This is a genomic window from Rhodopirellula bahusiensis, assembly GCF_002727185.1.
GTDB classification, from domain to species: domain Bacteria; phylum Planctomycetota; class Planctomycetia; order Pirellulales; family Pirellulaceae; genus Rhodopirellula; species Rhodopirellula bahusiensis.
On the sequence record NZ_NIZW01000018.1, the window covers coordinates 18,185 to 42,638 of the forward strand.

At 56.1% G+C, this 24,454-nt stretch carries 19 protein-coding genes; 7 read left to right on the plus strand and 12 right to left on the minus strand.

Annotated elements, in window-relative coordinates; all coding sequences use genetic code 11:
- Position 1 precedes the first annotated feature (1 nt).
- Positions 2-1,180, minus strand: a complete 1,179-nt coding sequence (locus tag CEE69_RS21215; RefSeq protein WP_099262625.1) for a prenyltransferase/squalene oxidase repeat-containing protein — start codon at positions 1,178-1,180, stop codon at positions 2-4.
- Between the two features lie 93 nt (positions 1,181-1,273).
- Between CEE69_RS21215 and CEE69_RS32565 the strand changes: the two genes are divergently transcribed.
- Complete coding sequence (locus CEE69_RS32565; RefSeq protein WP_158231056.1) at positions 1,274-1,432, plus strand: hypothetical protein; 159 nt, start codon at positions 1,274-1,276, stop codon at positions 1,430-1,432.
- An 8-nt stretch (positions 1,433-1,440) separates the two neighbouring features.
- On the opposite strand, the gene CEE69_RS21220 is transcribed toward CEE69_RS32565, so the two are convergent.
- Positions 1,441-2,082, minus strand: coding sequence for a class I SAM-dependent methyltransferase (locus CEE69_RS21220; protein WP_099262733.1), 642 nt, complete (start codon positions 2,080-2,082; stop codon positions 1,441-1,443).
- Positions 2,083-2,171: 89 nt separating this feature from the next.
- On the opposite strand from CEE69_RS21220, the gene CEE69_RS21225 reads away from it, so the two are divergent.
- The 3 genes from CEE69_RS21225 to CEE69_RS21235 are packed head-to-tail and all read left to right on the plus strand — an operon-like array spanning position 2,172 to position 5,220.
- Complete coding sequence (locus CEE69_RS21225; RefSeq protein ID WP_099262626.1) at positions 2,172-2,612, plus strand: ExbD/TolR family protein; 441 nt, start codon at positions 2,172-2,174, stop codon at positions 2,610-2,612.
- Positions 2,609-3,115, plus strand: a complete 507-nt coding sequence (locus CEE69_RS21230) for an ExbD/TolR family protein (protein WP_099262627.1) — start codon at positions 2,609-2,611, stop codon at positions 3,113-3,115. The genes CEE69_RS21225 and CEE69_RS21230 overlap by 4 nt, the downstream gene beginning before the upstream one ends.
- Positions 3,112-5,220, plus strand: coding sequence for a tetratricopeptide repeat protein (locus tag CEE69_RS21235; protein WP_099262628.1), 2,109 nt, complete (start codon positions 3,112-3,114; stop codon positions 5,218-5,220). The genes CEE69_RS21230 and CEE69_RS21235 overlap by 4 nt, the downstream gene beginning before the upstream one ends.
- 24 nt (positions 5,221-5,244) lie before the next feature.
- Here the strand turns inward: CEE69_RS21235 and CEE69_RS21240 are convergent, their stop codons facing one another.
- The 5 genes from CEE69_RS21240 to CEE69_RS21260 form a co-directional block, all read right to left on the minus strand.
- Entirely contained in the window at positions 5,245-6,438 is a 1,194-nt protein-coding gene (locus tag CEE69_RS21240; RefSeq protein ID WP_099262629.1) for a hypothetical protein, read from the minus strand.
- Positions 6,435-6,791 carry an SPW repeat domain-containing protein gene (locus CEE69_RS21245; RefSeq protein WP_099262630.1) on the minus strand — a complete coding sequence of 119 codons (357 nt, stop codon included), beginning with the start codon at positions 6,789-6,791 and terminating at the stop codon, positions 6,435-6,437. The genes CEE69_RS21240 and CEE69_RS21245 overlap by 4 nt, the downstream gene beginning before the upstream one ends.
- Positions 6,791-7,423, minus strand: a complete 633-nt coding sequence (locus CEE69_RS21250) for a vitamin K epoxide reductase family protein (protein WP_099262631.1) — start codon at positions 7,421-7,423, stop codon at positions 6,791-6,793. The genes CEE69_RS21245 and CEE69_RS21250 overlap by 1 nt, the downstream gene beginning before the upstream one ends.
- Positions 7,423-8,493 (minus strand): NAD-dependent epimerase/dehydratase family protein, encoded by a 1,071-nt coding sequence (locus CEE69_RS21255; RefSeq protein ID WP_099262632.1) that lies wholly within the window; start codon positions 8,491-8,493, stop codon positions 7,423-7,425. The genes CEE69_RS21250 and CEE69_RS21255 overlap by 1 nt, the downstream gene beginning before the upstream one ends.
- A gap of 218 nt (positions 8,494-8,711) precedes the next feature.
- On the minus strand, positions 8,712-9,770 hold the full coding sequence (locus CEE69_RS21260) for a sodium:calcium antiporter (protein WP_233215493.1): 1,059 nt from the start codon (positions 9,768-9,770) through the stop codon (positions 8,712-8,714).
- 142 nt (positions 9,771-9,912) lie between these two features.
- On the opposite strand from CEE69_RS21260, the gene CEE69_RS21265 reads away from it, so the two are divergent.
- A complete protein-coding gene (locus CEE69_RS21265) occupies positions 9,913-10,725 on the plus strand; it encodes a ZIP family metal transporter (RefSeq protein WP_099262633.1) in 813 nt (270 codons plus the stop codon).
- Here CEE69_RS21265 and CEE69_RS21270 read toward each other — a convergent pair.
- Complete coding sequence (locus CEE69_RS21270; RefSeq protein WP_099262735.1) at positions 10,714-11,241, minus strand: DUF1990 family protein; 528 nt, start codon at positions 11,239-11,241, stop codon at positions 10,714-10,716. The genes CEE69_RS21265 and CEE69_RS21270 overlap by 12 nt on opposite strands.
- 632 nt (positions 11,242-11,873) lie before the next feature.
- Here CEE69_RS21270 and CEE69_RS21275 point away from each other — a divergent pair.
- Complete coding sequence (locus CEE69_RS21275) at positions 11,874-13,838, plus strand: PAS domain-containing sensor histidine kinase (protein WP_099262736.1); 1,965 nt, start codon at positions 11,874-11,876, stop codon at positions 13,836-13,838.
- 15 nt (positions 13,839-13,853) lie between these two features.
- Here the strand turns inward: CEE69_RS21275 and holA are convergent, their stop codons facing one another.
- The 4 genes from holA to pilM form a co-directional block, all read right to left on the minus strand.
- Positions 13,854-14,903, minus strand: coding sequence for a DNA polymerase III subunit delta (holA, locus tag CEE69_RS21280; protein WP_099262634.1), 1,050 nt, complete (start codon positions 14,901-14,903; stop codon positions 13,854-13,856).
- Positions 14,904-14,909: 6 nt separating this feature from the next.
- Positions 14,910-16,952 carry a hypothetical protein gene (locus CEE69_RS21285; protein WP_099262635.1) on the minus strand — a complete coding sequence of 681 codons (2,043 nt, stop codon included), beginning with the start codon at positions 16,950-16,952 and terminating at the stop codon, positions 14,910-14,912.
- Positions 16,953-17,067: 115 nt separating this feature from the next.
- Positions 17,068-18,855: a hypothetical protein gene (locus CEE69_RS21290; protein ID WP_099262636.1), complete on the minus strand. Its 1,788-nt coding sequence runs from the start codon at positions 18,853-18,855 to the stop codon at positions 17,068-17,070.
- 65 nt (positions 18,856-18,920) lie between these two features.
- The gene (pilM, locus tag CEE69_RS21295; protein WP_099262637.1) at positions 18,921-21,080 is read right to left on the minus strand and encodes a type IV pilus assembly protein PilM; all 2,160 of its coding nucleotides are present in this window, start codon (positions 21,078-21,080) and stop codon (positions 18,921-18,923) included.
- A gap of 218 nt (positions 21,081-21,298) precedes the next feature.
- Here pilM and CEE69_RS21300 point away from each other — a divergent pair, with 218 nt between their 5' ends.
- A complete protein-coding gene (locus CEE69_RS21300) occupies positions 21,299-24,451 on the plus strand; it encodes a hypothetical protein (protein ID WP_233215494.1) in 3,153 nt (1,050 codons plus the stop codon).
- Positions 24,452-24,454: the final 3 nt, after the last annotated feature.

Consider the following 24,454-nt stretch of genomic DNA (forward strand, 5'->3'; position numbering starts at 1 on the left):
ACTACTTTCGAGCGTGCTTCAAAGCCAGCAGGCAATACGCGGTGACAAGTTGGCGGTCGCCTTCCATCCAACGCTCGGCTTCGCGGTTGACCCAAGAGCCATCTTCTTGCTGCTCGGCTTCAAGCTTGTTGATCAAATCCATCCGCCAATCCCGCGGGCCAGCATCCGACGACTCAACGACTTCTAATCCAGCGACATCAAGTGCTTTGGCAAACGTGTGGTAGTAGTAGTACTGACCTTGGGCGCCCATGCCAGGATTGTTATCGAGCGTGTAGTGCTTGCGAATGAAGTCGAGTGCGGCGTTGACGCGAGGGTCTTCGGGAGTCAGCCCCGCATAGATCATGCTCTTCAAGCCAGCGTAGGTCATCGAACCGTAGCTTCGCAGTCCGCCGTCAGCCGATTCACCCGCTTTGCTTTGACCACCGGCGGCGGGAGTGTAGTAGAAACCACCGTCGCCAATCTTGTCAGCGTGATCGGTGTCATTGCCGTGCTGGGTCAAGTTCTGAGTGCGACTGACAAACATCAGCGCCTTCTGAATCGACTCGTCCTGTGCATCGGTGCCGAGGTCGTGAAGAGCCTCGATCAAGAACGCCGTGTTCGACAAATCGGGACGCGAGTGGCTGCCGTAGCCGGCTCCGCCATAAGCGGTGTCACCGGGCTTCGCACCTTCCGCTTCGTCCCACTGGATGTCCTTCAAAAAATTCTTGGCTCGTTCCAGTTGGCTGTCGAATCGGCCGTCCTTGTTGGCTTTGTTCAGAGCCATCGCTGCGGTCGTGGTTTCGTAATTGCGATGCTTTGAACCGGTCGCGTAAATCCCGCCATCCGGTTGCACTTTGGCTTCCAGGAATTCGATCGCCTTCTTGATCACCGGATCAGTCGAGACGGCTTCGGGACGATGTTCCAAGATCGCTCGCACGCACAAACCCGTGACGGCGGCACCTGTTTCGCCACTGAAGGCACCTTCGTCGCTTTGTCCGCGAGTTCGCAAGAATTCGATCCCGCGATTGACCATTTGATCGATGCGTTGATCTGCGGTCCGAGCGTCCCTGGTCGCAGCCTCTTGCGCTTTCAACGTCGACGTCATGGAACTCGCCACAAAGATCGCGGAAGCGACAAGCAATCCGAAAGTGGTCGGGGCGAAAGGACGTGTGGACGTTCGAGAGATCCAATCCAATTGCATGATGGGTTTCCTACGAAGGTTTGGTTGCGAAAGATTTTCAAAGCGCGAGCGACGTCGCGAAAGTTGTGACGAGCGATGCCAGAATGAACCGACATGACACGCTCAATTGTCGCTGCTCACACAAGAATGATCAATCGTCTTCCCTACCATTCAACGGACGGAAATTACGTCACCGCTGGCGGATTGTCCGCCGATGCTGGCCTCTGGCCAATGCTCGTCTCGGTTCGACAAGCAAACCCGTTTCCGCAGTGACCGCGTGTTTATCGTTTGACGCAGCGATAGACGAACGCCGGCGGCATGTTCCGCCAAACCGTGGGGCTGCGATGAACCTCGGTGAACGCGCCCCGAAGCTTCTTTGAGAATCGTTGCCCAGCCGGCAAGACGACTCCCTGCCAGTAAGCGAACGTCGCGAATTGGCCGCCGGGTGCCAGCACGTCCAAGGTGGCTTCCAGAATGCTCGTTTGCAGGCTGTCCGGGAACGACGCCCAAGGCAAACCGCAAATGATCGCGTGAACCTGATCGATCTGGTGTTCGCGGCAAAGATGCGCAACCGATTCAGCGGACTCTTCCACCACATCGACTTGCGGGCAACGGGCTCGGGTGATCGCGGCCAATTCGGGCGATCGTTCAATCGCGAAAAATTTCGCGTCGTCGTGCAAGTGACTTTGGATGGCTTCGGTGAAGACACCCGTTCCTGGCCCAAATTCGACGACCCCGCGAGCGGTTTCCCAGTCAAACCACTCAACCATTCGGTTGACCAAACCAGGGCTGCTGGGCCAAACCGCACCAACCTGGTTGGGGTTTCGTGCGAAATTTTTCACAAACGTCCACGCCCCACCGCGAGGGGCCGAGGAATCGCTGGAGGTGTGATGTTTGGGCGTCTGGGATGATTCCGACGTCATGCAGATTTTCGCGTGGCAAACAAACGGGCAAGATGCATTACGATAGTGGTCTCGAACCATCGTGACCATCTCGCTCTCATCTTTCTCCTATGCGTTCACCCACCCACTCGATTCACAACGGACGCCGAGTGGACGAAATCAACATGACGCCGATGATCGATGTCGTGTTCTTGCTGATCATCTTCTTTCTCGTTTCGAGTCACTTGGCTCGGCAAGAAAACCGGCACGCCGTCGATCTGCCCACCGCGTCATCGTCGATCGAAAGTGATCCGAACGCCGCGCCGATCAACCTGACCATGGATTCATCGCATCAGCTATGGCTGGGCGCGACAGAGGTCGGACTGGATGAAATGATCGCTCGACTGAGTCAGACTGAATCGATCGTCGACACACCCGTGCGTTTACGAGTCGACCAAGCGGTCGCGTATCAATTTGTCGAACCGGTTCTTCATCGGATCAACCGAATCGGTGTGCGTGATCTCTCGATCGCGACGTTGCCGTCAAGCAACCAACCGGGATCGTCTCGATGAAGCGACCAGCCATCCGCAGCGGTTCACAACACAGCGTGGGCATGACATCGATGATCGATGTTGTGTTTCTGCTGTTGGTGTTTTTTGTCTGGACCAGCAGTTTCGATGCCCCCGAACAAGACATGCCAGGCGGATTGGCTGTCACCGCGGAAGCCTCCTCCGTTTCATCGAAGTCGCTGCCTCCGGAAGAAACCACCGACGTGCCAATGGAAGAGTTGGTTCTAAGAATTGAACGAGCGGGATCGAAGTCCGCGAGATACGTCTTGGGGACCACTCGTTTCAATTCCGTTGCGTCGTTGCGTGAACGACTGGAAGCGATCGCAGACCTCGGGATCTCTCCGCCAGTGATCGTTGATCCGGATGGCGACGTTTCCATGGCAATCACCGTCGCGACCGTTGATCTGGTTCGGTTGGCAGGATTTGAACGAGTTCACATGGCCGTTTCCGCGGATGGATCGGGAAGCGAAAATGCAGGATCGCCAGCGGAGCGTTCCACAGAATGAATCGTTGTGCAAAACGAGTCGTATTGATCGGGTGTTCGTTGGTGCTGTTGCCGATGCTGAAGCTCCCAAACTGTTCGGGTCAAACGAAACCAAAAACTCCGGCGGCGAACGCAGCGATCCGCTCGGGGCGGTTGGTCGATTCCGGATCCGCGGATAGTCATATTCAGTCGACTCGCCAAGATCTGATCGAAGTGATTGCGAGGCCGATCCCGGACGACAAGCTTTCTATCCTGCTAACAAACGTCGGCGAAGCAGATGCGAAGTTGAAGTCGCAGCTGAATGAGTTGCAATCGCCCGAATCCGCTCGCGAGAGGAGTTTGCTGTGGCTTTCTCGCGTTGAGCTGGCGGTGCTCAAGTCGGAGTTGTTCGCCGAGGGAAGCGGCGACGGTGTGGCATCGGCAGCCGAAGCGGTGAAAATCGCCGAGGCGGCGCTGCTGGCGCTGCCCGCGAAAGGAGTTGCTCGGATGGAGGTCCTGCGATTGCTGGCCGAGGCCCATCTGCGGCAAGGCGATGCACGTTCCGCGGCGGCCATCCTGCGAGAAACAGCAACAACGCTCCAAGCCAGCACCGATCCGGTAACGAGCTCTGAATCCGTGCGAGCCCTTCAGGTCCGTGTCGCTTTGTCGGCCGGCGATTTGCAGACTGCTGAACGAATGCTGAACGCCGTTTACGGCAGTGATCCCATTGCAGCAAACGCGGGCGTTGGAATGGATTTGGTTCGGCTTCGTTTCTTATTAGCAAAACAAGATGAACGCTCCGTCGCCGATTGGTTGGAAAGCATCCGCGAACGACACGGTGCCAACGCAAAAGATCGGGCGGACACAATTGTTGCTCAAACTCGCGTGCAATTGGGAATAGATTCCTCCAGCCCACCAGCCGATGGTTCCGACCCACGTTTGTGGATTGCCGATGCCATGTACTACCTGCGACGCGGCCAACACATGCAATCAGCGCTGCACTTCGCAAAAGCGGCCGCCTCCGACGACGTCGCGTCACGAAGTGTGGACTCGGCTTTGAAAGCCGCCGCGATCCTTTCACGACAATCCAATTCCAAGGCTGCCATCGAGTTGCTGCGACGGATCAGCCAGCGACATCCAAACTCAGTGAGGTCGGCCGACGCGTTGTTGCAAGCCGCCACGATTGGCCAAGCCGCAGGGCCATCTGTCGCTTCTGAATCCGACGTCAAAGCCATGCTGATTCAAATCGCCAAGCAATGGCCGGAGTCCCAGTCGGCTTTTGCAGCCACCCGTTGGCGAATGAACTGGGCCGAACAGAACTCCGATTGGCTGGAGGCGGCGAAGATCTCAGTCGAGTTTGCAGAGGTTCACTGGACGAGCGATGTTTCGACACCAGAATCAGTTCGCGAGCAAGCCATACGAGCTTGGACAATCGCTTGGATGCGTGAGCCTGCCGCGGAAGTCATCTCAGCGATGCACCAATCGTTTCACGAACGCGACCACATTGAAATTGTCCGGCGAACTCATGCCGACCTGACGTGTTTGCTCGCCGAAATTTCTGACAGTCGCTGGAGCGAACTGCAAAACGAAACGAGCGAAGGTTTCTACCACGAGTTGAGGGCATTCCGCCAAACCCAGACGGAATCGATCCAAGCACCACCGCCGACCGGACTGAGTCGCGTGTTGGCGGAACGATTGGAGCTGGACGTCGTGCTGAATCCGGCTCGCCGGGTTGCCGTCGGACGCTACCTGCTATCGCTGCCACCGGACTCCGACTTCCCAACGGACATCCAACGGGCGGGATGGCTCATTTGGTCAGGCCAACGAGACGACGCAGAGGAGTTGATTTCGACCAAAATGCAGCGATCACCATCCGAAGCAGATGAGTGGTGCCGAAGGGCAGCGACGTCGTACGCGGTGTCTCAGTCAAAATCCGATCAGAAACACGCCGCAACATGGTGGAAACGTTTGGCTGACGGTCTGCAGCAAGGCACTCCCGCCTGGCACACTGCGATGGTTGGCTGGATCCGAGCAGTTGCCGCGTCGGGTGAAACTGAAAAAGCAAAGGCTTCCGCGAAAATGATCCTGCTGACGATGCCACCAACGGATCTCGAAGTGCGGCAAGCTTACGAAAGCATTTCGCAATAGGGCTTTGACGTCCCGACCAGTCCGTCAGATCTCTTCGTCCACAAAAATGATGTGGCGAAAGTAGTGCTGCGATTCGAAACTGGTTCCCAACGCACCGATCATCAGCCCCAACGACGCGCTGAACGTGGACATCTGAAATCGTTCCATCCAGCCGATTTCTGACGCTGGTTGAGAGAGTGAACTTGCCCACTCAGCGATCAAGTTGGGACCGAACAGCAAACTTGCGATCGCCAAGGCCGCCGCCGTAAGTGCCAGCCATGTCACCAACATGCCGGCGAAGACAATTCCGATCGCGGAAAGGTTGGTGACAACCATTTGCTCGCTCTGGCGGGTGCGGTTTGGGATGATCAACTGTTGACGAAACACGACGTAAGTTGTCGTGCCGACCCAAGACAACAGGACCAGAACGGATGTGCTGAAATTATTTTGTGACAACGCCAAGTCCCACGACTCCGCCGTCAAAAGCAGGACGACCAAGGTGGAAACAGCCGCCAAAGTCAAACCGCTCAACCGTCGTGGAAACTCCCACGGCCGGGCCGCCCCGATGGCCTGCCATATTTCGCGAGCGTTGATCACTGCCGATCGAAGCATGAAGCCAAGCGATGTGGTCGGGTTGCCAGTTTGCTCCTCCAGACGCTGGTCGGCAATTTCCTTCAGTGCCGCATTGTGTCTTTCGACCTGCGATTCCGTCAGTTCCTCCATCGCATCCAGTTGTTCCGCCGACGTTGGATGAAACAGCAGGTTGTTCGGACTCGAATCCCGAGCAAGGCCCAACAAATGGGCAACAGCATGCAGCATCAGGCGACTCAACCGTTTCGCGATGGTAGCAATTCGTTCTTCTGATTCCGCGGCACGACCGATCGCTCGCGGGTCGATCAAGGACAGCGAAAAGACGGCAGAATCCAACGGTCGACTCAAAGCCGCGAAACAGTGATGCGAATAGTGGCTCTCGAGTTCGGCTGCCGTGATCGCGAAAGCGAAATCCCAATGCTGCTCGTCCCGTTCCTCTAGCGCCTGTTGCAACAGTGCACTGGGCGCCGTCCGGTTCGACGCAACCGCTTCGGGTCTTCGGGACGAAGTGATCTCCCATCGGAAATCTGGAAATCGTGACGTCACAAATTCGCGAAACTGCCCCAGCGCACGTCGGACCGCTGCTTCGTCGACTTCATCCAGTGATCCCGCCACAATCACACCAATTTCAACCAGGCGATCGCTCACGGAACCTGTTCGCCCGCCGGGCGTTCGCGCCACACTCGGGGTGGCAACGAAGCTTCGTTCGGGATCAATGCCATCATCAAAAGAAACACGCCGACGACGATGTGATTCTGATGAGGTGGAGTCGGCGGCACGACCGCAAACCGCCCCCAAACGATCAAGCCGAGCGAGACCAACAAAATCAGCAAGTGTGCATGGCGAGTCGGATGCCAATAGGACAATGCCGAGAGCACGCAGATCAGCAGGGCAACGCCGAGGTCGGCCCACAACAAACCTGGGTCCGCCTGAACGCCAAACACAAACGGGCTCGCCGCCAACCAAACCGCCGTCATGATTTCAATCACTCGTCCCCACATCAGCGGACCTCCCGTGCAAGAAGCTGTTCACCTGCCGCGTCCAATCGCTCGTTTCGATTGCCCCACACCGCATCCCATAACAAACGCTTGTCGTGGTGCTCTTTCCAGACAATACGAAGATACGCCAGTGACACTCGCACTTCGTCCCAGGCCCAATAGACAAGGACCAATGAGATGGCCGCGGTCACCAAGCACAAGAAGCACCACTCACCCACCAGGAACGCTTGGCAAACAACCAACACCACACTCACAATCCCGAGTGGAATCACATCGATCCCGAACAAGATGACCAGCCAAGGTCGATACTGCCAACGCCGTGTCGACCCAGCAAATCCGAGGATCGCATCACCGAGATAAGCTAGGACACCAAGAGCAGCGTCGTGGATTCCGAGGATGCCGTACATTGTCTTGGCAGTGTCCGACTTCAACACGTCATTGCTGCTGTTTCCGAAGACCGGATCGTATGCATTTTCGATCAGGCCCCATTGATACATCGAAAGATGGGCCGAGATCCCAGCGGCAACAAATGCCAGCAGACAGATCGGAATCCGCTGACTCCAAGCGGAAGGGTTGTGTTTGTAGGGCGGAACGTTTCGGTTCAGGTCGTCCACCGGAATGGTCACGTTCGACATCATTTCAACCCGTTTTTGCGATACCACGAATCGGGATCCGACTTCAGGAGGTTCGTCATACCGGGTAACGAAGTCGACAGACGGTGTTCCGGTTCCCAACCGAGCAATTCCTTCGCACGCGAAATATCCAGAGCGTAGTGATCGTCGGCCATCTCTATCATGAAGGGTTTGATGAATGCGTCCCCACCTTGAACGGCGTCCGTCACCGCAGCACCAACCTTCGCTATCGCGGGCGGCACATAAAGCGTCGCCCATTCATCACCATGCAGTTCATTCCCGATCTGATTCTGGAGCGACTCATACGAGACCGGATCAGCCTCGCCGATCAGGATCGCGGTCTTCGGCTCAATCGCCTCGCGTCGCTCAACGGTGCGGACAATGGCATCGACGGTGTCATCCAGGTGCACAACCGATTGACCGGCTTCGCTATCGCCAGGAAAGAAGTGCCCCTGAAAGTCCTTTTCATAGATACGTTTAATTTGCTGCACGATTGTCGGCTGTTGCCCATAGTCGGTATAGACACCAGCGATTCGCAAGAACACCGACCGAACGTTTGGATGCCCATCGCGAATCAAACGTTCGGTTTCCATTTTGCTTTGCGGGTATGGCCACTTGGCTTCAAGAGGATCGTCTTCGCTGATGTGATCGCCGACCGCACATGGAGCATGGAGAAGTGTGGTGCTGGTGAAGACAAACTGTTCGCAATCAAAGTCCTCGAGTTGATTCAAAATCCGATCAGTTCCGTTGATCGTGACTTTCTCATACAGGTCGCTGTCTTTGCCTGAGAAATCATAGTAGGCCGCCATATGAATGACGCTGGCGAGCCGGCCACCCGCTAGCTCATGCACTTTCGCCATGGCAGCTCGAACAGAAGCAGAATCGGTCAAGTCGCACTGAATGTCGCGAACAAACTCATGCTGTTTGGGCGGTTCAGGCATGCCGACACGGTCGAACCCAAAGACTTGGTATCCAGCATCAGCAAGTCTCAGGCAGACCGGGTAACCCAGCATTCCCGTGCTGCCGGTCACGATCACCGCTGGACGCTGACCCGAGGTTGGTTGTTCAGACATGATGCTCCTGCCGAGAGAATAGACATTATTGACCAAGCGAGTACGCAGGTGTTTTGGGGCATGTGAGCCGTTTGGCGTTGGCCACGGTTCCGCGAACAACCGGGGTTAACGCCCAAACGGCTCACGGGACTTAGCCCAATCATTCCTGCTTACAGCAACGGTCGAGCAAGCATCATGCCAAAGGTCAGTGGGTGTCGGCTCACAGCGCGCCGTAGAGTTCACAGGGTCCAATAGATCGCCAGGCCGCCGAGGTACACCACCAGCACCGCGAACGAGTCGACTCCCATTCCGAAGATGGTCTTGTCGCGACGTTCCAAGATTCCCCACAGGTAGATGCCGGTCACCACAATTCCGATCGAGGCCAGAAACGCATCGGAGGGGTTCATCGCATCGAAGATGGCTCCTTCGCGATAGGCCAGATCGGCCGGCAAAAACAGAGCGATCTCTAAACTGTTGGTGCCCAGGATGTTTGCCGCCGCCATGCTGTAGGCTCCAAACCGGACGGCCGAATACGTCGTGCTGACCTCAGGCAGACTGGTCGCCAATGCAACCAGCGTCGCGCCGACAAAACTTTGCCCGACCCCGGTTTGATTCGCGATCGATTCTCCGGTTTTGGCGACGAAAAAACCGCCCACCAGAACCACGGAGGACGCGGCTAAAAAATATCCGACCAGTTTCTTGGTGGAGACGGACTCAAAGGCCGATTGATGAGCGTCCTTCAAGTCACGGGCCGACTCAGGCGGCTGGGCGATCTCACCTCGCGGCTGCCATCTCGGGTCACCTTCGTAGCGATAGATCACCCAAATCGAAAGGATGTAAGCTGAAAACAAGCCAACCGGCCAGAAACCGATTCCGGCAATCGAGACCAACTCTCCCGCCGTCACTGCCGCTGAAGCCAAAGCGACCAGTGAGATCAGCAAGACACCAGCCATCAGCAACGAAGATTGTGGCGAGAACAGAGTCAGCGGACGACCTCGCAACACGGCAACGTCAATCATCGCCAGAACGGCGATTTGCATCACCACCCCGCCTAACAGGTTTGCCCCCGCAAGTTGCGCCGCACCGGACCAAGACGCCGTGATCGTGGTTGCCAGCTCTGGAAGGCTGGTCGCACCGCCCAACAACAACGCTCCGGCGAACGCTTTTCCCAGTCCAGTTCGATCGGCGAATAAATCGACGTACTGACTGAGCTTCGTGCCGGCGAACCAGACCAGGGTTGCACCGATCGCGAAGACTACGATGTTGATCGGCAACGAAAGTTCATTCAACATAGGCATGCTTCTGCGTCGAGCAAGTGGCGCGCCGCGTGCGTGGCTGTGTTTGTGGCAGTACGCTTGTTTGGGCAACGCGTCGTCCACCGCTAAATCAACTTTTGATTGAACCGTTCAATCAGCCAACAACCACGCAGCAAACAATTTCATGACGGATTGGTTTCAACAGCAGGGTCCAGTTTTCCAAGCCTTGCTCGCCGGCGGTTTTACTTGGGCACTGACGGCGATGGGCGCGGGTGTCGTGTTCGGGCTCACGAGCGTGAATCGCAAGTTGTTCGACGCGATGCTCGGGTTCGCAGGCGGAGTGATGTTGGCCGCCAGCTATTGGAGTTTGCTGGCTCCGTCCATCGAAGCCGCTAGCGAACAAGGGTGGCCAAGCTGGCTCCCCGCGGCCGTTGGCTTTCTATTTGGTGGTGCGTTCTTGTACGGAATGGATCGCAGTCTGCCGCACCTTCACCGTGGCCTGCCAACCCAATCCGCCGAAGGCCCCAAGACAGCTTGGCAGCGAAGTGTGCTGTTGATCGCCGCGATCACGCTGCACAACATTCCTGAAGGACTCGCTGTGGGAGTTGCATTTGGCAGTGCCGCCGCCGGCATCGAATCAGCACCGTTGAGCGGAGCGACCGCGTTGGCGATCGGTATTGGACTTCAGAACATCCCCGAAGGCATCGCTGTCGCGGTACCACTCCGCGGCGAAGGAATGAGTCGCACGAAAGCATGGATGATTGGTCAAGCGTCCGCGATTGTCGAACCGATCGCTGCGGTGATCGGAGCCGCGATTGTTGTCTACGCCGCTCCTGTCTTGCCTTTTGCCTTGAGCTTCGCAGCGGGAGCGATGGTTTACGTCGTTGTGGAAGAGCTCATTCCCGAAACGCACCAGAAGGGCAACGAGGATCTGGCGACGCTGTTCCTAATGCTGGGATTCGCAGTGATGATGGTTCTCGACGTCTCACTGGGATAGTTCGACCGAATCGACTTGTCGCCTCATCGCTTCCGCGGACTGATCTCGAAACTGGTTGAACCTTCGGTGCAGGTAGGGCCAAGCGATCTTCGCAGCGAAAGTGTTTGGACGAAAGAAAGCGGCGACTTCGTAATCCACTTGGCCATCGCCGTCGATCTCGATTGAAAATTGTTCCTCACCTTGCTCGGGATGATCCATCAGAGTCCCAACAGAAAATCCGAAGCGTTGTTGATCCCTATCGCTCTCACTGTGAACGTCAACGATTCGATCAAAAGCCAGTGCCCAAATACCGAAGATCCGAACACGGATTGCAACGGTGCTCCCGATCGTGATCGACGTGTCGCTCGGGATTGCCTTCGCCCAACCGACGTCGAACTGTCGCCAATGTTCCAGGGCGTCTTTCGCACGGTTGAAGGTGTCATGCCCCCGCCCCAAGCGAATTCGATGACGGTGGTGCTCATAGCCTTCAGGAAATTCGCCCGTGCTCGCTCCTACATCCGGGTAATTGAACGGCATTCGCGATCGCTGCGCAATCTTCCGAAGGATCTTGTCGTGGGACGGTTTGGTCAGGCTGAACAATGGGAACTCAGTGGCGGAGCAGGTTGCTTTGGATCGCCAATTCGAACTGGTGCCAAGGCGGTGACGTCAGCTTAGCACTTGCGAACTGATCAATGGTTTTTCTTCGCCGTACACCAATGGATCAGCACAGACAATGGATCAGCACAGAACGACGCCTTCTTCGGAGTTCCGCACCTGTTTAAGACACTCCGCTTCCAACCTGCGAACGTCCGCACTATCCGAGATTGGACTGCGGACGAGATAGCGAGATCGACATCTGATGCACATGCGAAATGTTGAAAGAACACATTGCTTCCGCCGCCCGTGCTCTGCATCCGCGGAAGGACTCTTCGTCATGCCGAACAAGTCAGCCTGGCGGCGGATCGCAAAACGAACTGATATGCCCGACACGCTTGGTCGGATCCACTCACTTCACCCTACATCTGAAGCTCACTTTGGCGATGCCCCAGCCAAAACGCCTTGAATACTCCCCCTCAAGATTCGACCAGTGAAAAGCCTCTCAGGGGATTTCAAAATGAACCGGTGGGTGAGTCTTGGACCTGCCGATGATAAACGAACCGCTGCATTCGATGACCAGTACCTCTTCTCCCATCTTGTTCCCCATGAAAGCTCTCCGCGACTACCTCCAGTCCCACGGGGAACTGTTCTTCGATGTGCTGGAGCTTGCCACATGCGGGTTCTACCTGCGGCCATTGAAATCGAACGGAACGAGTTCGGGTGAAACCGGCCCTCCCCAACCTCCGTTGTTCAGTCAGTTGTGCTTCTCCTCTCTGGGGTTCGAAGCTCCCGACGCGGAGAGCGCCGTTTCGGGTTGGCTGGATCTCGTTCATCCGGACGATCGTGAAAAATTGGATCGACGCGTTTGGGCGAATGAGCGCAAATCGGATGCGGACGCTGAACCGCTGCAATACCGACTGCGACGAAACGACGGCACTTACCGCTACACCGAGGAAAGAGGTCGACGGATCACACCGGGTGATCAGCAGGACGCGTTTTGGTTAGGCGTGCTGCATGACGTTGACGATCGTCTGCGTTCCAAGCAAGAACTCGAAGCAAGCCACCAGGAGATTCAAACGATTCTCGACACCATTCCAACGCTCGTTTGGATCAAAGACGAGTCACACCGAATCCTTCGTGTGAATCGCGCCGCCGCCGATGCGTCCGGAATGTCCGCCGATCAAATCGAGGGCAAACTCACTAGCGAAGTCTACCCCAAGCAAGGCGAACGTTTTCAAGCGTCCGATCGACAATTGATGCAGGGCACCCAGCCTGTCCGTCGCATCCCAGAGACGCTGGAGAACAAGAACGGCGAAAACTTTAAGATGCTGATCGACAAGTACTCGATGCCATCGCTTCACGCGGAAGACAAACGCATCTTGGTCGTCGGCACCGACATCACGGAAATCGAACAAACTCAATACGCTCTCGCTCGACAAGAGGCTCAGTTTCGGAACCTCTTCGAACGAAGCCCCATGGGCAGCGTGCTGATTGATTCTGCACACCAGCTTCAACTGATCAATTCGCGAATTGAGGCGATGTATCAATTGAAGCCGACTCAAGATCGTCCGACGCGATTGACCGATTTGGTTCCACCGGAATTCCACGATCGGCTGACTCCTCCGCGAGATCGCTTCTCTCGTGAAGCGGCGGCGAACACGCAATTCGAGTTTGAGACTGTGCGTGCGGACGGAACCGCCATGCGAATCAACTTGGTCACGGCGGCGATCGAAATTGAAAATCAACCCATGACCCTAGCAACGTTCACTGACATCACCGAACGCCATCGCGTTTCAATGGAACTGCAGAGCAAACAAGAAGAACTAGAACGCAGCAACGAAGATTTGGACCGGTTTGCCTACATCGCATCGCACGATCTGAAAGCTCCGTTAAGAGGCATCATGCACTTGACCGAGTGGATCGATGAAGACATGCCTCGCCAAGTCGGCCAAGACGTGCGTGAGCATTTGAAGATGCTTCAAACGCAAGTCGGCCGAATGGACATGTTGTTGAATGACCTGTTGGCCTACGCTCGAGTGACCCGTCAGACGGAGACCGTGGAGTGGGTCGACCTGAACATCGCACTGCCAGAAATCTTCGCCTTCATGTCTCCTCCGGCAACGATGAAATTGGTGGTTCCCGAGAAACTTCCAGGCTTGTCGACCGCTCGCGGACCGCTGGAACAGATCTTTCGAAACCTGTTTGGCAATTCCATCAAACACGCCGCGAACAGTCGGCAAATCTCCGTCACCGCGAAAATCTCTAGCGACGAGTACCAATTCACCGTCCGTGACTTCGGGCCGGGAATCCCGGAGGGATCTCAGGAACGCATCTTCGGAATGTTCCAAACGCTCGAGAGCGGAAAAGACCGGCGGGGTACCGGCATGGGACTGCACCTGGTCAAACGTTTGGTTCAGGTCCAAGGGTGTGACGCATGGGCGGAATCGAAACCTGGCGAAGGAGCCGCGTTCCACTTCACATGGCCACGCGAAAATGCGGCGGCTGCGATCATGACCCAACCGGCTTACGCAGGCTGAGCGGACTTTCCGCTGTTACGCCTGTCGAGCCAACTTCAGGATCAGTTGCTCGAGCAAAAATCGGTCGCGACCTTCGGCGCTGTGCGTACCTTTGAGCCGCAAATCCGCATCCAGCAACCAAGGCAGCAATTGCTTGGCTCGTTCACGACCAATCGACTGCAGTTGCTTTTTCGCGGATTGGATCTCAAACCCACGACGGATTCCGCCGGCTGCCAAAGCATCCTCGAACTGCCAAGGCCGTCCACTGCGTTCTCGGAATTCAATCGCTGCAGTGGTCATTCCAAGGCGTCTCAATGACCATGCGATCTGTGGCAGCAATGCGATCGCTCGTTGTCCGCCGCTGAATAGCTTGTCCAGTTGCCGCAAAGCTTCGGCCGCGTCGCCCGCCGCGATTGCATCCGTGATCTGCCAGACCGTCTTTCCTTGCCATCCCGCCACGACATCACGGACAAGCGGTTCTTCGATCTTTCCGCCAACATCAACATACAACGCCAATTTCGCGATCTCGGTGTCGAGCATTCCGATCTCTTCGCCCAACATTTCGACCAACGCATCCGCGGCAGCCGCGGCAAGTTGTGTCTTGTGACGCCCAGCAACAAACGTGGTCAAGAATTTCCGCCGCGATGCTGCGGTGATTCCGAGCTTGGCATCAGTGGCACTGGTGCAAGCAACCAGCAAGTGCGATTTGTCGACCGCCTTGTACACACGAGTGTTGCTGGCCAGCGATTCCAATTCCAGAATCAACCGTGTCGCGTCACCGGGGGCGGAAACGTACTTTTCAATTTCTGTTCGATGATTCGACAGAAATTTGTCGGCCGAACGAACAACCAGCGTCCGTTTGTCACCGCCATCGAAATCGAACAGCGATGCGGTCGCTAGATCGTCGCGAAGATCGGACCATTTGCAGACTTCGCCGTCGACTTGCGTCCACTCGCTCTCGCCGACGATCGCATCGATCGCCCATTTCCGCAGCGTGCTGTCGACACCGTAGACAACGCCGATGCAATTTCCCGCCTGAGTGGATTCGGGCGAGGAAAGGTATTCAAAGGCGTTGAATCGTGGCATTCGCTATTACAGACCGCGTTCTTCGGCAAAGGAGTAGATGCGATACATCTCTTGATCTTCCACTTCGCCAGTCACCTTCAACGAGCCATTCTCGTCGTAAAGCAACATCATCCCAGGTTCCTCCAATTCGGATTCGCCCGTCATGGGAAGCACTCGGCCACCGTCGATGTCGATGACCGTGGTTTGCGAAGCTATCTTCGCATCTTCCACCTTTTTGACGACGAGATCAATCGGATCAATCAACTCAGCCGGTCCTTCATAGGACAGAACCGACCCGGGTTTCAGGCTTTCCATCCACACTGGCATCGTCGTTTTGTACGTGATGTTGTAGCCAAGATTGACAGCTTTCGCGGTCGGTGGGTCGGACGAATACTCCACAGTCTTGCCTTTAACTTGCAAGGTCTTCGTTCGCGATCGTTCGACTGGACCCGCGTAGTAGTTATTGAAAGTCGGCAACGAAATTGTGGGGCTTGGATCGCTCCAGTCCGACCAACGTTGAAAGTGCCCTTTGCGACTTTTGTCTGTCTCAGCGGCTTCCATCAACTTGGATACACGCTGATAAACTTCCCCTGACAACGATGCAACCTTTGGTTGTTGCAACGCATTCGCTGGGAAGTTCGGGTCAACAACGGCCAAGCGAATCCGATAAACGTATTTGCGACCGGGGAGCGGAGTGTTTTTGTCCCGATTGCTCGCGAAGTCGTAAAATCGCATGAGCTTGTACTCGACGGGATCTTCTTCGACGATCGCCATGCCGCCATACGCGCCCATGCCACCCATTCCCATTCCCATGTCCATATCCATGGACGACATGCCCATGTCCATCCCCATGTCCATGCCACCCATGCCCGCCATTCCGGTTGCGCCAGGTCCGGCCAACTCGAGGTCGTCTACACCGAACTGCTCTTCTTGCATCATCTCTTCGCGAGCTTTCATTTGCTCCTCGCGGCGAGACACCATCGGAATCAATGGGTGAGTCACGAATTTTTTGTAGTCAGCAAGCAGAATCGGCGGAATGTAAGCAGTGACGTTCATGTCACGGTATTCCTCAGGAACCACTTCAGTTGCATAACCTGCCCAAATTTTTGCGGCTTCTAAGACGTTCTGTTCACGTGTGTAACGAACGATCCAATCTTCGTCCGTCAATTCGTCGACGCCCTTGCTCGTCACATCAGCACGCTGGACTTCGTAGTTGAAATACAACGGTTGATCTCGGATTGGAAGGTAACCGTCTGCTTCTCGAAATGCTTCGCGGAATGATTCCGCCATCGCCTTGTGCGGGATCACCGCGGTACCGGAGATGAACCAAGCGTACTGCGGCACGGGTTTCATACTGTCCTTCGGAATCGCAGCGAATCCGAAGTTGTGCTTCGGGTCGAATCGACGTCCCGCAGCGGTCGCTGACATCGTTCCCATGCCACCGCCCATCATGCCCATCTCCATTCCCATGCCCATGTCGGCACCGTACATCCCCATATCCATGCCCATTCCTTCCATGCCCATTCCATCCATGCCCATGCCTTCCATGTCTCCCATTCCGTTCATCGCACCGCGACGTCCCCGTCGAGTGGGACGCGGTTTTTCCTTTTCGACAACTTCCAGTGCCTCAGCTCCTTCTAGGTCCTTGAGTGCGTAATCGCCGCTAGAGGACAGCATGGCAATGGACGCGATGTGGCTGTCCACTCGCAATTCCAAGGGAGCGTGAATCACCGGATCAGTCCGACGGATCGACGTGTCGATTGTTTTGCGTTCCAGCAGGTGAGGCATTTTGTAAGCCGTCGAATCCACCGGCGTTCGCTTGCGAGCGGTTTCGGCCAGAATATCGAATTCGGGCTCACGTTCCGGAAGGATGTTTTCGTTGTGATCATCGTCGATGCTGTTGCGAACCGTGTTGGCATCGGTGGTCAAGCGTTCCGGCTGGACTTCATCGAGCATGTTGGGCATCTGCAGGCCGGCATAGACCATCCAGGCCGCCGCAAGAACAACAATTCCGACGACAAATTTTTCACCATGATGGATGAAGAATTGTTTGATTTTGTCGGCATCCATGATGGTTTGACTCGCACGAACGAAAAGGAAAAGGGAACGTTGGCGACAACTCGGTTCATTGAACTGATTCAAGTTGGATGGTCGCCTCAACCAACTTCAACGCTGGAAGTTCTAGCTAACTTGTCGCGGCAGCAGATCCGCTAGGAACGGCTGCTTCTTCGGCAGTACCGGGTGCTCCGTCGGTTGCATCAGGTGCCGTCGTATTATCCGCTGGATCTGACGTCGCGGGGTCGGCGGCAGGCGGTGGCAAAGCGGAGTCTGGCGTACCAACAGGTGCCGTCCCATCGGTAGCAGCTTTGGTGCCGTTGCTGGCTTCTTTCAAGTCATCTTCTGCGCTCTCGGCCATCGTTTCGCCATCCAGCATCGTGTCTTCAGTCACCTGTTCGACACCGAGTTTGTCTTCATCTGGCGGGTTGTAAATGTGAATCAGACCGTACACCTCGACGGTGACATCAAGCGGGAACTTCTCTTTGGGACCTTGGGACGCTCCGCCTCCCATCATTCCGCCCATGCCCATGCCGCCCATGCCCATACCGCCATCCATCCCCATTCCCATGCCTTCATCCATCCCCATCCCCATGCCACCGCCCATCATGGAGTCCATGCCGCCGCCACCCATCGAACCAACGGCACTGGAACCAGCCGATTTTGGAAGGATCCGGGTCTGCTTGACTTCCACCATCAATGGAGCGCTACCGCACGCCGCCAACAGTTCAGGAATGTAACGCTGGTCAATTTGCAGAGACATCATGACTGGCACGCGTTTGGCCACCTTCAACGGTGCATCCTCCGGGGACTCGCTTTCCAAAGCTGATCGCAACGTCGCCCCATCAATGGGCTCGTAGGCGGTATCGACATAGCGATTGTCGCCGGGATCGGGAAGTTCCATGGTTCCTCCCATGCCACCCATGTCGCCGTACATGTCGCCTCCGCCCATTCCCATATCACCGTACATGTCATCTCCGCCCATCCCCATCTCCATGCCCATTCCCATTCCTCCCATGCCGCCGGTCATGGCAACGCCAGGTTTTTGGATGGCACCGGAGGTGAACTTGACCTTTTTACCGAGAGAGAGGTGGTTGATGACGTGAATTTTGGCTTCGAAGGGTTGCTGAGCGTCGCCGTTGACATCGGCGACGATCGCTAGCAATTGACGCAAGATCCAAAGATTCTCTTGGCTGTAGTAGACTTCCAAGGTCGTAGGCTGACGCCCTTGCCATGGAAACAATTCCGTGATGATTGCCGATTGGGAACTGACAGGCCAATCGACCAACGGCACGTCTTCGACTCCGGCGATGTTGATTGGACCACGGCCCATTCCGCCGTACCCCATGTCCATCCCCATTCCCATATCCATGCCGCCACCCATCATGGCGTCCATCCCGCCAGCGCCAGCGGAACGAAATTCGGCTTCCCATTCAGCCTTGGCAATTTCCGCGATGCTCGGCAACACGTTCTTGATGTAGAAGGCATAGAGATTCAGAAACGAAGTCGGTTTCTCTTCGTCTGGTTCAGGCGGGAATGCAATGTGAGTTTCGATTGGAACCAAGTCGCGAAATTCGTCGACAAATTCCTCGCCAAGCTCTTCTTCCGGCCAAACCAGGATGTCGCGCTGCGCGTCGTAGACTTCTTGCCAGACCTGCAAGACTTCCTCTTGCCGGCCCTCGACCAGCAAATCCATCGCCGCCTTGGAAATCTCATTGGGATGTTCGCTCAATTCGGACCGAAGTGCCGAAACCGAACTGACCTCGCCTTTGATCTTCTGCGCCCGACTCTCGTTCTCCTCCACAAGGGTACCGGTGACGATGAACCAGATTGCCAATGCACCGATGGTGATGACGCCGGTGCCAATCCAAAAGCCATACTTGGCTGCGGCAGCGAATGATTGTTTGAGTTGATCCATCGATCAGACCGAGTCGAGAGAGAAAAGGTTGTGTGTGGGTGGCGAGGCTATCGCCAGGGTTTCAATCAGTTGGCCATCGCGACCGAATCGGGATCGGCATCCGAGTCATCCTCGGATCCCGAATCGTCACCCGAGCCTTCCATTTCTGCTTCCGCAGCCGCTTCTTCTTCGGCCAATCGTTTTGCTTCGATTCGTTCGCTCAGAACGCTTTCTTTCCAAACGACTTGGAACACGAAATCGAGTCGCAGAACTTCGAGGTACTGCGTTTCGACCTCCACATCTTCGTCACCTTCGGCTTTCAACTGCATCGCAGTCATCGCGGCGACCGGGTCGTAGTCCGGGTTGGGAACCTGCGTCAACTTCGGCTGGTTGTCGTTCAGCAGCATTGGGTAGCTGAATCCGAATTCCTCCGGCGTGAACGTGATCGGGTTGCCTTCCGGATCGATCAATGTGATTGGCTTTTGTCGGAAATTGTGTGTCAGGTATTTCCGAACGTGTTGGCTGCCCTCTTCGCCCTTGTGTTTCGGGGCATTGAAGTAGTGGTATCCCTTCAGCTGAATGACCCAGCCTTCTTCTTCGGGACCGGTATCGTCGGCGAGTTCTTCCGGAGGCGCCGTGTCGTACATCAAGTCATAGTAGTTGACCATCTCTTCTTTGTAGCGAGTGTCAAGTCGCTCCGAATACCAGTCTTCAGCAAGGTCTTCGTAGAATTTGGTATCGATCTCCGTGATGTGGAAATCGATGCGATCCTCCAACGGCAACTCTTTGATGCTCGGAATTTTGTCATCCGGATATTCCGCTCGCGGAATCGCGGCGTTGACCGCGTTGATGACTTCCAACCACACCAAACGACGCTCGGCGTTGCCCGAAATTTCTTCACCAAGACGGTTCAAAAAGGTCAGACGACTGACCAACAACGTGTCCTCTGACTTTTGATCAGCACTGTGGGACGACATGTTCTTGACGGCTTGCGACGCACTGGACCAAAGGTCTTCGTGCGTCGTTTGCCAAGACCGCTGAGTCAACGCGTACTGAGTGGTCGCTCCCAACAACAAAGCTGCCATGCCCGCCAAAGCCCAAGGCTTTTTTGCACGGATCATGCGTTCGGTCTTGATCTCGGCCGGGATCAACGACGTGTGAATCTGACTCAGTCCGAGTCCCTGCAAACACAACCCGTAACAAACCGCGAAAGTCGGCGCGTTGTCACGGAAGGTTGGGATGCTGAGAACGTCGTCGCCAGACAAACGATTGAATCGGTCGAGCGTGTGGACTTCGTAGCCGAGGTTCTTGCCGAGGTACGCGGCCAGGCCGGGCATTTTGACCGTGTTGCCGGTCACCAACAATTCGGTGATCTCAGCCTTCTTGTCGATGCTGCGGAAAAAACCAATCGAACGCTGGACCTCAGTGACCAAGTCATTGAAGACCGGTCGCATGGTTTGGAAGACCAGCTTTGGATCGACGGCTTCGCGAGCGTTGCGTTTGAGGTGTTCCGCTTTCGCGAAAGTCAGCTTGAGGTCTTTCGTTAGCTGACGCGTGAAGTGGTTACCACCGATCGGCATGCTGCGTTGCCAGATCCGGAAACCGTTTGTCACGATCAGATCGCTGCTGTCGGTACCGATCGACAACAGAACGCTGGATGTCGGTGGCTCGTCTGGATCAAACGACTCGTTTTCAATCCGCTCATGGAACCGGTCGTACGCCACCATGTTGTAGAGCGAAATCGGAGTCAACTGCACCATGTCGACTTCGATGTCGGCTTCTTTGAACGGTGCGAGTTGGCGGTAGGCCTGTTCACGTTTCATCGCGAACAAACCGACTTCGCTTTCCAGCGCGTAGCCTTCTTGGATGGTGGCACCCGGCATCGTTTGGTAGTCCCAAACAACGTCGGAAAGCTCAAACGGGATCTGCGTCTTGGCTTCGTACTTGACGATGTCGTGAATTTTCTTCAGTTCCACCGGTGGTGGTTTGAAGAACTTCGCCAGACCGCTCTGACCAGGAACGCTGATGCAGACTCGGTCACGGATCGCGTCGTTTCGCTGCATCAACTGATCGAGCGCATCGGCGATCAGTTGGTCTGGATCCGCATCGGCTTGTCCCAAAATTTTGGGATACTCGATCAGATCAAAGGCATCAGCAACGATCTCATCGCCCTGTTTGACGCAGTGCAACGCTTTGAGCGCGCTCTGACCAATTTCAATTCCCCAAACGCCGCCGGATCCGGCCATGGTTTACTTTCAACACGAAGAGACAAGATTTTTCAAATCGATGAGAGGTGTCAGCTAAAGTTGACACCAGGGGCGAGTCCGGGAGGTGCCGGCGATCTCGCCAAACCGCTAGTATCCCCTTTTCGCTCCTTCACGTCAAATTTTAGTCGCTCATGCCGTCCTTTGCCGAATGTTGCGTCCTAATTCCTTGCTCCACGATCGAAGATTTCCCCTCCCGGTTGGATCATGACGCCGCCCGAAGCCTGCTGGGCACGCTGACCGCAGCCTGGCACCCTCGCCTGCTCACTCAGGCGGGGCGACTACCCACCTGGCATCGGGCCGACGATTTGCCTTCGCCTCCGACTCCGATTGGCAGCCTCGCGGAATCCTCCGAAACGGCATCGCCCGAAGAATCCGCACCATCGATCGCCGGTCCGGTACGTTTGCTCCTGGTACCGGAAGCCAGCCTGTCGAAATTGACCGCCTCCGTTCGCGAATCTTTGCCGAGCAGAGACTCCGCCAATCGCAGCGCCACAGTCGAACTCGATTCCCATCGCGACATCCGTGTTCGATGCCAAAGTCGCGAAGACGCATTGGCACTCATTGATTCGTCGATCCAAGCCGATTGGTTCGGCGACTCGAGCTCGGTGAAAAAGAATCCGGACGCTGATTGGCCGAATCTTTCTTCCTCTCTCACTGCCGACGTTCGTCTGACGACCGAAAATGGTCGCGAAATCTCGCAGGCGGATTTCTTTGCCCTTGGCTACACGTGGTGGCAGATCCAGGTTTTGACGCGAAAGCTTCGCTACACCAGCAACCTCGATCAAGTTTACTTCGAAACGCGAGTTCTCGACGCAGCCGAGGCCTGGACGCGGAACGATGCGGAAGCCACCGCCGCGGCGTTGCACGATTGCTTTGACGCTTTGGCCGAAGAACGTGATCACTACTTCGCCTCCGACCCGTCGTTGATCGACCTGACGTTGCTAACACCATCAACGGTCGATCGGTTCTTGGAATTGCCCGAACCGACGAATCCCGAAACCGAAGCGATCCTGTCGACGCCTCGCAACGCGTTGGTTGATCAAGCCGTCGCCGACGCGATTCTGAACTCAGATGCATCGGTACAAACTGCTTTTCAAAATCGCTTGTCCGGCGATGCGATGTCTTGGGCGGGCGGCGGACCAGCCTCGTCGGTTTGCTACGACGAACTAACGATCGACCAAATGGAACGATCACTGCGTGAGTCGATCGAACAAGTCCAACGTGCGGTCGGCCAACCGATGGTCGTTCACGCTCGATTGGGCGGAAGCACGACACCGGAGATCGTCGCGGCGCTCGCCAGCCACAAGCACGACGGCCAATCACAAGGTCAGTGCCGTGGTTTGCTGCCGATCGATTTCCTGAACGGAACCGGCTTCGGCGATGAGGCCAAAGTGATTCTTGGAGAAAGCGGTCACGAAATCGAAGCGTTGACTGCCAAACCGATCGACGCCAAGAACGAGTCTTCTTTCCTGACCTTGGGCACTCGATTGGGCGAAGCGATCGACTCGGGAGAAATCGCGACCGCGTTGTTGGTGCACTGGCCCGGTGAAGGCTGCAACAGCTTTGACGATTTGAACCGTGCCGCGACGTGGACGCTCGCACTGGGACGGTTTTGGAAGATCGACGAGTACTTCATCGACGGCGAACACCCCTATCACCATGGCTCGTCCGCTTCTTGGAAAGATTCGCCAGCGGATCGGATGCGAGCCGGTGCTACCGCGGCTCGAGATTCCGCAACGCACTACGCTTCCCAAGTTTGCCAACAATCCAAACGTGATGCCGACGGTCTGTCGATGTTGGCCAACCCGCGTCGAACCGATTCATCACTCGGCTTGGCAGAATCGCTGGGACTGACGGACTGCACCGAAGTGTCGGCGGTTGTCGATTCGGCGAGCGGTGTGAAACCAACCGAAAGTATTTTGGTCGTCAACGGCAGCGGCGTTCCAACTCGTCAACGCGTCATCGTCAAAGGCAAACTGCCGACGAACGATCGTTCGATCTTTCATGCTCACGCCGACCGAGGCAACACGGACGCGGTGCTGGACGTCCCTGCCTGGGGTTACCGATGGACCAGTTCCGACTCAGCCGCCAAAGCATTGCTGACGAACGCGACCAACACAGCAACATCGAATCCCACCGACGGCGACAATCCTCGTTTGATCCGATGGGCAAAGCAACTTGGTCGATCAATGAGTCGCGGGCCCGGCGCGATCGTGGATGGCGATCGAATGAGCAACGAATTCCTGGAACTGAACATCAATCCGGAACACGGTGGTATCCAAGGCGTTTACAGCGGAAAGGTCCGCGGCAATCGTATGTCAACGCGAATCGAATTTGTTCCTGCGAAGCGAAAGTCCAGCGGCGAGACACCCGACGGCTTCGTTGCGAAATGTAATTCGATGCAGATCAAGGAAAACTCCGTCTCGAAAGGGATTGTTGCTCTGCAAGGTTCCATCGAACTGCCCTCCGCGAAATCACCCTTGAATTGGCAGTCGGAAATTGAACTGGTACGCGGCAGCCGTTTGGTTCGATACCGAGTTCGTTTCGAAGCACCGATCAGCACATCCGACCAATCATCCGAAGCGGACGGCCCGCTGAACTGGATCGATCACCCGGTCCTGCGGATGGCCTTTCCAGGTGCCAGCCCCGTGGTGCGAGCGATCGTGCGAGAGAAACTGCACCGGACGAGCGCTCGGCGATTCCTCGCGCCACTTGGTTTTGTTCACGAAGAAGACGAATGCCAAACCTTGGTCGCCACCCACGGCAACAGCTTCCATCGCCGCAGCGAAGACCGGTTCCTCGAGACCTTGTTGCCTCTCGCCAACGCAGCGACCTCATCAGACGAAGCCACTGATGGCTATTCGCCTTGGCACGAATTCGCGTTTGGTTTTGATGTACCGCACCCGATCGATGCGGCCATGCAACCTTGGCGCTCGCCGACCGTGCTGCAGGTTCCCGATGGGCAAATGATTCGAAAAGGAGTGCCGGCTGGATCGTGGTTGATGCACTCCTCGCCATCGACTGTCCGCGTTCAAGTCGTCGCGACCGGCTTGCTGGACGATGGCCGAATGGTGATGCACTTGCGAGCGATTCAAACAACCAGCAAATCGATTCGTGGCGTCGTGCGATTCTGCCAACCGGTTGCCTTGGCTCATCCGATCTCCCCCTTGTCGCGACCGCTTGGTGATGGCACGGGCGATGACTCGTCTTCGCCGAAACCCGTTTCGATTCAAACCATCGACGCCGCATCGATTGATGGCGAGGTGAAATGCGAAGACGATCGAATCGAATGGGCGTCCTCGGGTCACGGTGTGACTCACTTGTGCGTCGTCTTTGACACCAACAAGTGAGCT